The sequence below is a fragment of the Mesorhizobium delmotii genome, assembly GCF_900149755.1.
GTDB classification, from domain to species: domain Bacteria; phylum Pseudomonadota; class Alphaproteobacteria; order Rhizobiales; family Rhizobiaceae; genus Mesorhizobium; species Mesorhizobium delmotii.
Genome location: NZ_FUIG01000103.1, coordinates 237,505 through 251,068, shown reverse-complemented (window position 1 = coordinate 251,068; position 13,564 = coordinate 237,505). Strand labels below are relative to the sequence as shown.

7 protein-coding genes and 1 pseudogene are annotated in these 13,564 nt (G+C 62.4%); 1 reads left to right on the top strand and 7 read right to left on the bottom strand.

Going from position 1 to position 13,564, the window contains the following annotated elements:
- Window positions 1-19 precede the first annotated feature (19 nt).
- Both BQ8482_RS36870 and BQ8482_RS36865 read right to left on the bottom strand, forming a co-directional pair.
- Window positions 20-1,213 (bottom strand): lytic murein transglycosylase, encoded by a 1,194-nt coding sequence (locus tag BQ8482_RS36870; protein WP_123152111.1) that lies wholly within the window; start codon window positions 1,211-1,213, stop codon window positions 20-22.
- Between the two features lie 80 nt (window positions 1,214-1,293).
- Window positions 1,294-2,085 carry a glycoside hydrolase family 25 protein gene (locus BQ8482_RS36865; protein WP_123151974.1) on the bottom strand — a complete coding sequence of 264 codons (792 nt, stop codon included), beginning with the start codon at window positions 2,083-2,085 and terminating at the stop codon, window positions 1,294-1,296.
- Between the two features lie 330 nt (window positions 2,086-2,415).
- Here BQ8482_RS36865 and BQ8482_RS36860 point away from each other — a divergent pair, with 330 nt between their 5' ends.
- Complete coding sequence (locus BQ8482_RS36860; RefSeq protein ID WP_123152110.1) at window positions 2,416-3,795, top strand: serine hydrolase domain-containing protein; 1,380 nt, start codon at window positions 2,416-2,418, stop codon at window positions 3,793-3,795.
- 271 nt (window positions 3,796-4,066) lie between these two features.
- Here BQ8482_RS36860 and BQ8482_RS36855 read toward each other — a convergent pair.
- The 5 genes and pseudogenes from BQ8482_RS36855 to BQ8482_RS36835 form a co-directional block, all read right to left on the bottom strand.
- Window positions 4,067-5,255, bottom strand: a pseudogene (locus tag BQ8482_RS36855) (M14 family metallopeptidase).
- Window positions 5,256-5,365: 110 nt separating this feature from the next.
- Window positions 5,366-7,018 (bottom strand): alpha/beta hydrolase, encoded by a 1,653-nt coding sequence (locus tag BQ8482_RS36850; RefSeq protein WP_123151973.1) that lies wholly within the window; start codon window positions 7,016-7,018, stop codon window positions 5,366-5,368.
- A gap of 423 nt (window positions 7,019-7,441) precedes the next feature.
- Complete coding sequence (locus BQ8482_RS36845) at window positions 7,442-8,128, bottom strand: class I SAM-dependent methyltransferase (protein ID WP_123151972.1); 687 nt, start codon at window positions 8,126-8,128, stop codon at window positions 7,442-7,444.
- Window positions 8,125-9,423 (bottom strand): BtaA family protein, encoded by a 1,299-nt coding sequence (locus BQ8482_RS36840; protein ID WP_123151971.1) that lies wholly within the window; start codon window positions 9,421-9,423, stop codon window positions 8,125-8,127. Before BQ8482_RS36840 ends, BQ8482_RS36845 begins: the two co-directional genes overlap by 4 nt.
- A 160-nt stretch (window positions 9,424-9,583) precedes the next feature.
- A complete protein-coding gene (locus tag BQ8482_RS36835) occupies window positions 9,584-13,459 on the bottom strand; it encodes a hydantoinase B/oxoprolinase family protein (protein WP_123151970.1) in 3,876 nt (1,291 codons plus the stop codon).
- Between the last annotated feature and the right edge of the window lie 105 nt (window positions 13,460-13,564).

Below are 13,564 nucleotides of genomic sequence, written 5' to 3'. Positions count from 1 at the left end.
TAGTACCACTCACTATTCACTACTCACTAACCTGCAGCTTCGCCAAAAGCTCCGGCGTCGGCCAGCCGTCGACCGGCAGGCCTAGCCGCATCTGCTCCTTGCGGATCGCCTCTCGGGTGTTGGTGCCCAGGATGCCGTCGACCGTTCCGACATCATAGCCTTTGGCCTCGAGTTTTGTTTGCAATGCCCTCATCTGGTCGCCGTTGAGGCCGGGTTCGGGATTGCGCGGATCGAATTGCGGCGCACCCGCCAGCCGCGCGGCGAGATTTGCAGCGGTTAGCGCATAGGTGAAAGACTGGTTCCATTCGAGGTAGACGTCGAAATTGTCGTAGACGAGGAAGGCCGGACCCTTGCGGCCCATGGGCAGCGCGAGACCTGCCTTCAGGTCGTTGTCGACAAGCGGCGTGCCGTTGGGGTTGGTGACACCCCACTGAGCCCACTGCGTCAGCGGCAGCCTGTTGGTGCGGCCAGTCTGGTCCCATGGCATGTCGTCGGGCACGCGGACTTCCTCGATCCAGGGCTGGTCGCGTTTCCAGCCGCGCGACATGATCTTGTTGGCCGTGGTCATGATCACATCCGGCGCGCTGCTGCGCAGGTCGACCAGACCGTCGCCGTCGCCGTCGACGCCGCGGCCGAGATAGTCGGACGGCAGCATCTGCGTCTGGCCGATTTCCCCCGCCCAAGCGCCGGTGACATCGGCCGGCACGACGCCGCGATCGATGAGGGTCAGCAGCGGCGTGATCTGCGGGCGAAAGAGTTGCGGGCGGCGGCAGTCATGCGAGAGCGTGACCAGTGCGTTCAGGGTGTGGAAATCGCCCTGCACGGCGCCGAAATCGGTTTCCAGCGCCCAGAAGGCGGCGATGATCGGCGGCTGGACGCCGAATTCCTGGTCGGCGCGGGCAAAGACGTCGGCGTATTTTTTCAGATTGGCGGCGCCCTGCTTCAGCCGGTAGGCTGAGATCATCCGGTTCGAGAACTCGACGAAGGTCTGGGTAAAGACGCCCTGGGCGCGGTCGCGCGCCAGCACCTTTTTGTCGGCGGTGGCCTTTTCCAGCGCCTCAAGGCCGGCAGTGCCGACGCCGGCGTTCCTGGCCTCCGCCGCTACGCCCTGCTTCCATGCCTCGAAATCGCCGCCGCATTGCTGTGCCACCGCTGGCGTCGCCGCCGTAGCTGCCAGAAGCAGCGCCGCGAGAATTTCCAAGCGCAATCGCATCGCCATCCCCCAAGAAGATCACCAGCGGTTGCAAGCATCCTTCATTTGGCTGTGTCGAAAAGCAGGCGGCAGGCCCGGTGTCAACGGGTGTTCTGCCGCAGCCACTTGTTCCAGGCTGCTTCCGAGCCATTGAAAACGTTGATATCGGCCTTGCCTGAGATGCCCGGCACAATACCGGTTCCGGTGTACTGCCAGAAGGTGAAGGGGTGGCTGCCGTATTTCTTGCGCGGGTGGCCGGCCACCGAACGCAGCCAATAGGGGTAGTCGCGGAAAACCGACAGGCCGTTGTCGTCGAAGAAATCGATCGAAGTGTAGATGATCGGCTTCTTGCCATAGTGTTTTTCGACGATTTCGAGGAATGTGCTCATCTCGCTGCGCACCGTGGCCGCATCCGGCCGCAGCTTGCAGGTCGGCGATTGCGGGTTCCATTCCATGTCGAGAACCGGCGGCATCGCCGAGCGGTCCTTGGGCACGTTCTGGATGAACCAGCGCGCCTGCGTGGCGGCCGGTGTGCAAAAATAGTAGAAATGATAGGCCGCGCGCGGGACTCCTGAGGCTTTCGTGCGGCTCCAATGCTCGTTGAAATACTCGTCGAAGCGATCGCCGCCTTCCGTCGCCTTGATGAAAACGAAGGAAATGCCGCTGGCCCTGGCCGCCGGCCAATCGACCGAGGTCTGGTATTTGGAGACGTCGGTGCCGTGAACGGCATAGCTCCACGGCGCGCCGCTGTCCCATTCATGCGGGTCGGAGTCGTCAAAACGGGGTGCGCGCACCGCAACAGTCGGGGCGCCTGGCAGCGACGGCGCAAGATCGTCGACGGTCGAGCAGGCGCCCAGCAGCGTCAGCAAGATGAAAGCCGCGAAACGGCGCATCGCTACTCCTGAACCGGTTTCAGCCGGCCGCTGATGGGTTGTTGCTGCAGGTGGTCCCTCGACCGTGCCCCCAAGCGATCGCCCCACAGGACCGCTCTATCTTTTAAAGTGCGCCGCTTCGGCGCGCCTTAATCTTTGTTATGCATGTCGTTATCCCAAAACCGCTGCGCACCCCCGGTTCGGGCCCGGGGGCATGCTTTTGGGTGACATGCATCAGTGATCGCCGATCATGGTTGATATTCCGTTGACAGCGCTCGACCAGAACCGCGATTTTGCCGAAGCAATGGCGGCAAATCGATGACATAGATGAGCGTCCGGGGGGAGTCGGAAATGCGGATTGTTCTGAGACTGGTGAAATGGCTGCTCGGGCTGGCCGTGCTGGCGGTCGCAGCACTCGCCGCCTGGCTTTACATCGCGCCGCCTGAACTGATCCGCGTCGGCTCGGGTTACACGGCCAAGATCATCTGCTCGAATGTCTTCGTCGCCGGACGCGATGCCGACCAGGTGCTCGCCGTCGACGTGCAGGCGCCGGGCCATCCGCTGCTCAGGCTGATGAGGGTCTCCGTCGACAAGGAGCAGGGCACGGTTTGGGCGGGGCTGTTCGGCGTGTTCGGCAAGAGCGTCGCGGTCGTTCGAGACGGGCTCGGCTGTGCTTCGGTTCCGGATGGCGACATCGCCACGGCCAAAGCAGTCGACGGGCCGGCGCTGATACCGGCGCCGTCGCGCGTCGCACTTTGGCCGGACGGCGACAGGGTCGACGCCTCGCAAAACCCCGAAATCGCGAAAATCCTCGACGATCCTGCAATGACCGGCGCCGGTATGCGGGCGGTGGTGGTGGTCAAGAACGGCCGCATCATCGCCGAGCGCTATGGCGACGGCTTTACCGAAAAGACGCCGCTGCTTGGCTGGTCGATGACCAAGACGGTAAATGCCGCGATTGTCGGCACAGTGGTGAAGGACGGCAAGATGGTGATTACGAACCAGGGCCTGTTCGGACCCTGGAAAACGGACGGCCGCGCCGCCATCAGTCTCGCCGATATGATGGCGATGTCGAGCGGGCTGGAGTTCAACGAGGATTATGGCGACGTCACCGACGTGACGCGGATGCTCTACCTCGAGCCTGATATGGCGGGCTTTGCCGGATCCAAGTCGCTGACCGGCGAGGTAGGCAAGGTATTTGCCTATTCGAGCGGCACGGCAGTGATGCTGTCGCGGCTCTGGCAGGATGCGATCGGCGATAAGGACGAGGCGCTGGCGTGGCCACGAGTCGCACTGTTCGACCCACTCGGCATGCAGAGCGCGGTGCTGGAGGCCGACGAGCACGGCACCTTCGTCGGCTCGTCCTATCTCTACGCCACCGCGCGCGACTGGGCGCGCTTCGGCCAGTTCCTGCTGCAGGACGGCGTCTGGAACGGCCAGCAGATCCTGCCTGCCGGCTTCGTCGCCTGGATGCGGGAAGCCGCACCGGCCTCGAAAGTCTACGGCAGGGGCCAGGTGTGGATCGAGGGGCCGGGCGACGAGGAGAACCCCGGCGCCGGCATCGCTGCGGGCCTGCCAAGGGATACCTATTGGATGGAAGGCCATGACGGGCAAACGGTCGCCGTCATCCCCTCGGAGCAGCTGGTGGTGGTGCGGCTCGGCCTGACGCCGGCCAAGCTCGGCTACCGGCCGCAGATCATGCTGGCAGCGCTGGGGAAGGCGCTGCATTAGGGTCAAAACCCAATCACCTGAACGACCGAGTTCGGACCCTTCTCGGACATTTGACGCCGAGAGCCGGGACGACGCAAGTTGGGTGGGAAGCGGACGCTCCGTCGCTAGTCGTTTTTGGAGTACGGATCCTACGAGCGCGGTAAGGCTCAATCTGTCGGCGCGGCCTCCAGTCCGGCGATATCGAATTTCACCATAGAGCACCACTCGGCGACGCGTTTGGATTGGCGCGATCGCTCGTCAGTTCACCTAAGCCGCCTCGGCAGGGTGTGAACTACTCGGGATAAGTCTCGACGCCCTCCGGCGCCGCCCTGTGGAAAAGGACAAATACCAAGGTATTGCCGGCCTCGGCCGTCGTATCGCTGCGCAGACCCGCCACCTCTCCAGCCACGCTGCTGGTGTACTCCGCAACCACCTCGCCGAAGCTTTTACGCTGAATGGCCACTTTCTGTCCGGGTCCGACCTTGTCGTTCAGCTTGACCAGATGCTCGACGAACCCGGCCTGGGTTGCCAGGATCGGGAACGCACTGTTGCCGACAAAAACATTCACATCCTTGCCTGTGCGTCCCATTGGCCCGGCAAGGATGCCATGATGCTTGAGGACGTTCATCGTGCCTTCAACGAATAGCGGAATCATCTCAAGGTCGAGGATACGCGCAGCACCAACCTCCGGACAAAAGGATGGGATCCCCGCGGCAACAAACGCGTTATGAAGGACACTTGGATACACAGGATTGTCGAAGATCTGGCCCACTGGATAAAGTTCCAGCATCGCCTTGATCTCGGGCACATCCATGTCGCCAATATTGAAAGCGGAGGCATCGAATCCGGTCGTCCCGGTATGGAAGTCGATTGCGACGTCAGCGTTCGGCCGAAGGAGCCGGTTGAACAGGAGACCGGCGTGGTGGCTGGCCGCACTGGCACCGTTCTCGTCGCCGGGCCATTCCCTATTCATGTTGATCAGGTCAATGCCCCCTGCCAGAATTGGGCCATCTGCGCTGCATGCTTTCCATGGCTGGACGGGACACGTCCGTGACCGCCATCACTGTGCCCGACATCTCCGCCGGATCAAGTTGGTTCATCACGGTCTGGACCGTATGCACAGAACTCATCTCGTCACCATGCACACCACTGACCAGGACAGCGCGCTTGCCCGGCTTTGCCCCCCTAGCGACCGTCACAGACACATACCAGTGCTGTCCGGTGGGCATCTGCACGCCCTGAAAATACAAAAAATGCTTCTTGACGTCGAGCACGCTGACGACTTTTTTCCTCTGGATCACATCGCCGGTATAGATCGTCGCTGATGGCGCACCCGGTGTCGGGCTAACAGATGAAGCCGCTGAGTCCTGGGCGTTCGCAGAACCAGCATTGGCCGCGAAGACGGCCGCCGCGCCTACCGAGGCAATGGATGCTACAATTAGATCCCGGCGATCGAGGCCGTTTTTAGGTTTGTCCGACATGATGAGGATCTCCTATCTCCTTATGTCGTGTGGAAAGCCAAAGTCGAATGCCAAATGTGTAGACTTTCGTAAACAAACCGCTCGCATAACGCACTCGTCGCAGGCAGCGATCACATCCTGCCGCGAGCGGCAAGATACTGCTTCAATCGCGCGATCTGGTCGGCAGACCAGCCCTGCGGATCAGTCACCGCGAGCCACGCGTCGACGTAGTGTTCGGGCGCAAAGACATGACCATAGCCCATCGGCGTATTGGTCGCGACGGCCATGTCAAGGGCCAACTGTAGCATCGATACCACCGGATACCACCGCAGTTCCGGCGAGACGTCCGGGCCGCGTGGAGCGTCCATCCACTCGGGACGACGATAGAAGTCGCGATAATCGAAAAACGTGATCGCATCGCTGGCATATTGGAGGTAGACAATGCGCATGGGACCCCAAGGCGCGTCCGCCGGACCGGTCTCGCCATTCTGGTTCATGAAGCGGACGAACGAACCGTTCCGAAACCGCGGCAACCAAGCGGGCGTACCGGCATTGCGATGCTCCGTTATGCTGCGCCAAATTCTGCTCTCAAAGGGCGGACCGCTCCACAGCGCCCCGTGGACAGGGTCACCAAGGATCTCGAAAAGCTCCACCGATCTCTCGGAGTTCATCGCTCCGAGGCTCAGGCCATGCAGATAGAGTTTGGGTCGCCTGTCGTGGGGAAGCGTCGTCCAGTATTCATAGACTGCGGCAAACAAAGCCCTTGCTGCTTCCGAGCCGTATTCCGGCTCGACCAGCAACGATAGCGGGCTCGACAGATAGGAGTACTGCTGGGCAACACTCGCCACGTCGCCATTGTGGAGGTATTCAACCGTATCCATCGAGGCGGGATCGATCCAGCCACTTCCGGTAGGCGTGATGACGACCAGTACGGAGCGTTCGAAGGCCCCGACGCGCTTTGATTCCTCAAGGGCAAGTTGCGCCCTTTCTTCGGCAGTGTCGGCCGCCCGAAGCCCCACATAGACCCGGATGGGTTCGCGCGCATCCTTTTGCGTGAAAGTGCTTATCTCGCTAGCGGTAGGTCCCGTCGCGATGAACTCTCGTCCTGCCCGTCCAAGTTCTTTCCAGCTGACGAGGGAAGCGGCACTGCCGGTCTTGAGCGGAGGTGTCGGCTGCGCTCGATCCGGTTCGACGAGGGCATCAAACGTTGCGAAGGACGAATCGGCGACGTAGAGCGCGTAGCGGACGAGCACGCCATTTGCGACCGCCCAGAACAACAGTATCGCGACAGTGAAACCGATCACATTCGAAACCCTGCGGGGGACGAAGCGGCCCGACCTTTCTGAAATCAAACGGGAGATGCGTTTGAAGAGCCGGGCCAGCGCGATGAGCATCAGGAACGTGACGATCGCGATGACGCAGACTTCAAGCGGATGCGCGCTCGTCACGGGTTCGAGGTGCATCAGTTGACGGATTGAATTTTGCCATTCCGCTGCCCACCATAAAAACAAGATGGCGATTGCTGCGCAAATGGCCGCGACGGCGATCTTGAGAGCAAGCAGGAACCGCTCACGCGGTTCCGGAAGCTCCATATAGGCCCACAGCCAGCGCCACGCGACTCCGATGCCGTATCCGGCGGCGAAACATGCCCCGGAGAGCACGCCCTGGGTCAGATAGGTTCGAGGAACAAGGGTCGGCGTAAGAGAAGCTACGAAGAACAGCGTGCCCACGACGAGGCCGCCGGCAGAAAGCGAGCGCCAGAACTTTGTCACCCAGTTACGCATTTGGCCGCTTCGCTTCTCCTGGGATAGCGGTCTCGCGATGAATACGACTAGCCCATCATGGCTTGCTCTCGCGTTTTGTAGAAGGAGGGCAGGATAAATTTCCAGCTGCTCCGTGTGGCAAGTCGCAATATCTGGTTGAGTTGCATTGCGATCGCCAAAAATCCCCGTCGCTGTTGGAGAGCCGATGTTTGCAAATGGCGCGACCGCACCGGGAAGCCCGGACGAGTCAAGAGGATACTCGGCTGAGCGTTGGCCTTTCGCGCCGGAAGACACAAGCGGCGTTCGCCAGGTCTAGTCTAATCCGATTCAGAGTTCGTTCTCGTGAAGAGCGTGGCGAGGTGGATGGCAATATCCGCTCCTGACGCGCGAAGTTGCCCGTCTTCGACTCCGGCTCGGCCTGACCTGAATTTCAACACACCCTGACTAGCTGCGCTGCCCGACCACGGCGAGCCATGCATAGCCGCGATAAAGTGTTCTGAATCGGAGGCTTGCGCCGACTGTTGCAGATTCCGATTCCAGGACATCGCGCAACGCTTCACGCGGCTCGACATGGAATTTTCTCAGCCAGCCGCGCAGCAGCGTGCGGAACCAGCGGGGCAGGGCTTCCTGCTGGCCGAAATCGACGACGTGCAGCGAGCCGCCAGGCGACAAGGCTGCAAGTGCCGCGGAAACCGTCTTCTCCCAACCGGGGATCATCGACAGCGAATACGAGACAAAAATGCAGTCGAAACTTTCAACAGAAAATAGCGCTTCTGCGTCGAAATCAGTGGCGTCGCCGCGTGCCAGCGTGACACGGCCGGACAGGCCTTCGCGGACCATGGCGGCGCTGGCCGTCTCCAGCATTTCGGCCGAAATATCGAGGCCGAAGAAACGGGCGCCTGGATAGCGGCGGGCGGCAAGGACGATGTTGCGGCCGGTGCCGCAGCCGAGTTCGAGCACCGTGCCGCCGGCCGGCACGTCGAGCCCTGATATCAGCCGGTCGCGGCCGAGCAGATAGTATTTGCGGGTCAGGTCGTAGAAATGGCGCTGCCAGCGATAGACGCCGTCCATCAGTTCGGCATGGCTGGCCGGCGGTTCGGCGTGCCTGGCCGGCAATTCGGTCGTGCTCATGCGGACTGCTTCACATAAAGATGGAAGCCGCCATAGATGGCCGAACGGTCGCGGGCCGAGAATTCGCGCGACGCCTCGTCTGCATAGCTCCACTGGTCGAGCAGCGAATTCGAGACCCGGCCGGGCAGCAGGCTGGGTTCGGCCGCGGTGCGGAAGATGACGCGGGCATGAGTGGACGCGGTGCGGGTGATCTCGGCCCACAGCGCATTGAGCTGGTCGTCGGTCATCCAGTCCTGGGCGTCGAGCAGGACGAAGCGGTCGACCGAACCGGCATCCTTGCCGGCGAGGAATTCGATCAGATTGGTATGGTGGACGGCAACGCGGTCGACATTGTTGCGGATCGTATTGTAGTTGCGCTTTTCGAGATAGGCGGGCAGCGCAGCCTCGCCGGGATTGGGATAGCGGCGGGCAAAAGCCTGCCAGGCGAAATAGTTATTCTGTAGCGGAAAATCGCAGGCGAGCTTTTCCAGCCGGGCCTTCAGCACGCTGGCCATGGTGCCGTCGCCCGAGGTGATCAGCGAATCGTACTGCGCCGGCGGAATGCCAAGGCCGAACAGCGAGGCCTTTCGCGAGGTGGCCCATTTCAGCAACCGTTTTTCGAAGACCGGGGCCAGTTCCTCGTCGAAGAAGCGGCGCTGGTCGGCGAGGCTTTTGGCTCCCATGATGCCGGCCGGATCGACGCCGAAGAATTTGGCGGTGCGGTGACCCATGGCGATGAACAAGCCGAGCAGGCCCGTCTGGTAGAAATTGCGGTCGAAGACGGCGATGCGGCGACGGAGGCGCCAGTTGCGACGCTCCCAGTAATGGCGACTGACCGGGTCGAGATGCGGCGCGATGAAACGGTCGTAGGCTTGCGAATTGTGACGGGTCTCGGCAGCGCCGAAGAAACGGAACAGGTCGCCCTGCGAGGGCAGATGGCGCACCGCCTCGAGCTTCATGCGGTTCAGCGCGATGTGGGCGGCGTTGAGATCGATGGCATCGATCCTTTCGGGCGACCGGGTGAGATAGGCGAGGATGTTGCAGCCGCCCGAGGCGATGGTGACGACGCGGTGGCGTTGGCCAAGCTGCATCGCATCCATGTCGACGTCGGGGTCTTCCCAGATCTGCGGATAGACGAGGCCGGAAAACAGCAACGCGAAGAGCCGTTCGGAGAGGCCGGCCTTCGACAGCGGGCGGTTCTGGTAGACGGCCTTGCCAACTTCCTTGCCGCGGCGAAAAACCAGTTCTCCGGAAATGTCGGTCATGGCAAGGCGATTCCCCGTTTGCTTTGCCGCAAGCGGGTAGCGCAGCGTCATGACAGGCCGGTGACAGTCGGAGGCATCGATAATTCTACTCCGGCGGTCATCTGATGCGGTTTTCTGCGCTTCCGATGCTCACGGACCCAAATGTCCGCTCCGCTTCGGTTCTCAAGAACCACCCCACCTGACTCGCCGGAGCGAATTCTGGATGCCTCCTCTAGGAGCGGCCAAATCCGCCCGGCGTCGGCGTCGTCACGATGACGGCTTCACCGGCGTCGAGCACCGTCTGGTCGCAAGCCTTGAGGACTTCGACGCGGCCATCCTTGCGGCGGACCTTGGTCGAGCCGGCCTCGCCATCGCCGCCGCCGTCCAGGCCTTGCGGCGGGCGGTTGCGGTGCGAGGACAGGATGGCGCATTCCATCCTTTCGAGGAAACGGATGGTGCGCTCGGTGCCGTCGCCGGCACTCCATTTGCCTTTGCCGCCGGAGCCCTCGCGGATGTGGAAATCCTCGAGCAGGACGGGAAAGCGCAGTTCCAGCACTTCCGGGTCGGTCAGGCGCGAATTGGTCATGTGGGTGTGGACGCCGGAGGTGCCGGCAAAGCCGCGGCCGGAGTTCATCCGGCCTGCCGGCGAGCCGGAGCAGATCGTCTCGTAATACTGGTACTGCTTGTTGCCGAAGGTGAGGTTGTTCATCGTGCCTTGCGCGTTGGCCATCGCGCCCATGGCACCGAACAGCGCATTGGTGACATGCTGGGAGGTCTCGACATTGCCGGCGACGACGGCGGCCGGATAGGCGGGCTTCAGCATGCAACCCTCGGGAATAATAATGTTAATGGGTCTCAGACAGCCGGCATTCATCGGGATCATGTCCTCGACCATGACGCGGAAGACATAGAGCACGGCTGCGCGGGCGACCGGCTCGGGGGCGTTGAAATTGTTCTTCATGACCGGCGAGGTGCCGCTGAAGTCGACGGTCGCCTCACGCTTTTTCCGGTCGACCGAGATCTTCACCTTGATGACTTGGCCGGTGTCGGTCGGATACTCGTATACGGAACTGTCGGGCAGCCGCTCCAGTACACGGCGCACGCTTTCGGCGGCATTGTCCTGGACGTGAGCCATGTAGGCCTCGACGACATCAAGGCCGAAATGCGCGACCATCTTGCGCAGTTCGGCAACGCCCTTTTCGTTGGCGGCAATCTGCGCCTTGAGGTCGGCAATGTTCTGGTGAGGATTGCGCGCGGGATAAGGGTGGTCGGTGAGCAGCGTCTCCAGTTCCTTCTCGCGGAACCGGCCGCGATCGACAATGCGGAAATTGTCGAACAGCACGCCTTCCTCGTCGACCGTGGTGGCGAGCGGCGTCATTGAACCGGGCGCGGTGCCGCCGATGTCGGCATGATGACCGCGTGAGGCAACGTAGAAGAGGATCTCCTCCCCCCTTGAGGGGGAGGTGCCGCCGAAGGCGGCGGTGGGGGTCTCCTCAGAAGGCACCGCCGGAACGTCGAGCACTGCCGCAGCGACCCCACCCGGCCGCTTCGCGGCCACCCTCCCCTCGAGGGGGAGGGAAAACACCGGCGTCACCACGGTGATATCAGGCAGATGCGTGCCGCCATTATAAGGCGCATTCAGTGCAAAGACGTCGCCGGGGTGGATGTCGCCGGAGTTCAGCCGGATGATGGTTTCCACCGAACGGTCCATGGAACCGAGATGCACCGGCATGTGCGGCGCGTTGGCGACCAGCGCGCCATTCCGGTCAAAGACGGCGCAGGAGAAATCCAGCCGTTCCTTGATGTTGACCGAATAGGCGGTGTTTTGCAGCGTCACGCCCATTTGTTCGGCGATCGACATGAACAGGTTGTTGAACACCTCCAGCATGACCGGATCGGCCTCGGTGCCGAGCGCCGCCTGCCGGCGCTTTTTCTCGATGCGGCGCAAGAGCACGTGGTTCTTGGCGGTGATCCCGGCCTGCCAGCCCGGCTCGACGACGATGGTCTGGTTCCGTTCGATCACCAGGGCAGGGCCGACAACCTTGTGCCCCGGTTTGAGTACCTCGCGGCGGAAGATGCCGGCGTCTCGCCAGGTGCCGTCGGCGAAGATTTTCCGACTCTGCGAAGGGCTTGCGGCGATGTCCTCAAGGGCTGAATCACTTTCGTCGCGGCTAGTGCCGCCGGTATCGATGCCTTCGACGCCGACCGATTCCACGATCATCGGCTTGTCGTCATAGACGAAGCCGAACTGCGCCTTGTGGGCCATTTCGAAATCGCCCTTGGCGCGTGCGATCGAGCCGTGCTCGAAATTCACCGGCAGCGCGGTGTCGGTGCCGTCATAGCGGACCTGCAGCACCGGTTTCGAGGCGACGGCGTCCTCGGCGATGCCTTGTGCGGCGAGCTCGTCGATGACGGCTTTGCGCAATGTCGCGATAAGGTCGTCGATCGCCGGCCTGGAGTCTTCCGCCAGCGGTTTCAGCAGCGCCTGCTGGCGTGACGAAAAAATCGAGGACAACCCAATGCCATAAGCCGACAGCAGGCCGGAGAAGGGATGGATCAGCACCGCTTCCATGCCGAGTGCGTCGGCAACGAGGCAGGCGTGCTGGCCACCGGCGCCACCAAAACAGTTCAGGAGATATTCGGTGACGTCGTAGCCGCGCTGCACGGAAATCTTCTTGATCGCGTTGGCCATGTTTTCCACGGCGATGGTGACAAACCCCTCGGCGACAGCTTCCGGCGTCCGGCCCTCGCCGATTTCGGCGGCGAGTGCTGCGAATTTCTCGCGCACGGTTTGCACGTCGAGCGGCTCGTTCTGGCCGGGTCCAAAAATGACCGGGAAGAAGTCTGGTTGCAGCTTGCCCAGCATGACATTGGCGTCGGTGACGGCCAGCGGGCCACCGCGCCGGTACGCGGCCGGGCCGGGATTGGCGCCGGCCGAGTCCGGCCCGGCGCGAAAGCGGCCGGCCTCGAAGTGCAGGATCGAGCCGCCGCCGGCGGCGACGGTGTGGATGCGCATCATTGGCGCACGGATGCGCACGCCGGCAACCTCGGTGTCGAAGGCGCGCTCATAGTCGCCGTCATAGTGGGCGACGTCAGTCGAGGTGCCGCCCATGTCGAAGCCGATGACCTTGTCGAAACCGGCGAGTTTTGCTGTCTCGACCATGCCGACGACGCCGCCGGCCGGGCCGGACAACAACGCGTCCTTGCCCTGGAACATGTCGGCGGCGGTGAGGCCGCCCGACGACATCATGAACATGAGCCGGGGGGATTCCCTCCCCCTTGCGGGGAGGGTGGCGGCAAAGCCGCCGGGTGGGGTCGTTGCGGCAGTGCTCGACGTTCCTTGACGCCTCGCGCTGCCTTGGGCGACCCCCTCTGGCCGCTGCGCGGCCATCTCCCCCTCGAGGGGGGAGAGAACGCCCAGTTCACCCGCCACTTTTTGCACATACCTTGCCAGAATCGGCGACAGATAGGCGTCGACCACGGTGGTGTCGCCGCGGCCGACCAGCTTGATGAGTGGCGAGACTTCGTGGCTGACCGAGACTTGGCGAAACCCTAGTTTTCTGCAGACCTTTGCAACCGCCTTTTCGTGATCGGGATATTTCCAGGCATGGATGAAGACGATCGCCACGGCGTCGATGCCGTCGGCCTTGGCTTGTTCGATCGCCGGCCGGCAGGCGGCAATGTCGAGCAGCCGTTCGACATTCCCGTCGGCGCGCACGCGTTCGTCGACTTCGATGACGCGTTCGTAGAGCTGCTCGGGAAGAATGATCTCCTTGGCGAAGATGTCGGGCCGCGCCTGATAGGCGATCCTCAGCGCGTCGCGAAATCCCCTGGTGATGAGCAGCAGAACACGGTCGCCCTTGCGCTCCAGAAGCGCGTTGGTGGCAACGGTGGTGCCCATCTTGATGTCGCCGATCAGGCCGGACGGGATCGGAGCGCCGGATTTCAGGTCGAGCAGCTCGCGAATGCCCTGGACAGCGGCGTCGGCATAGGCTTCAGGATTCTCGGACAGCAGCTTGCGCGGGTGCAGCCCGCCTTCCGGGTCACGGCCGATGACATCGGTGAAGGTGCCGCCGCGGTCGATCCAGAAATCCCATTTGGCGGTCACGGCAGCTCTCCCAGGCATTTTATTGATTCAATGTGTTAATTCGCCATGGCTTGGTGTTAGTTCGCCACGGCTTCGCCGGCAACGGCAAAGCAGATGATGTTACAT

What these genes read in the sequence shown, in the direction of transcription:
- BQ8482_RS36840 (WP_123151971.1), bottom strand. Translation starts at nt 9,423, where the DNA reads ATGACGCTGCGCTACCCGCTTGCGGCAAAGCAAACGGGGAATCGCCTT.
- BQ8482_RS36850 (WP_123151973.1), bottom strand. Translation starts at nt 7,018, where the DNA reads ATGCGTAACTGGGTGACAAAGTTCTGGCGCTCGCTTTCTGCCGGCGGC.
- BQ8482_RS36845 (WP_123151972.1), bottom strand. Translation starts at nt 8,128, where the DNA reads ATGAGCACGACCGAATTGCCGGCCAGGCACGCCGAACCGCCGGCCAGC.
- BQ8482_RS36865 (WP_123151974.1), bottom strand. Translation starts at nt 2,085, where the DNA reads ATGCGCCGTTTCGCGGCTTTCATCTTGCTGACGCTGCTGGGCGCCTGC.
- BQ8482_RS36870 (WP_123152111.1), bottom strand. Translation starts at nt 1,213, where the DNA reads ATGCGATTGCGCTTGGAAATTCTCGCGGCGCTGCTTCTGGCAGCTACG.
- BQ8482_RS36860 (WP_123152110.1), top strand. Translation starts at nt 2,416, where the DNA reads ATGCGGATTGTTCTGAGACTGGTGAAATGGCTGCTCGGGCTGGCCGTG.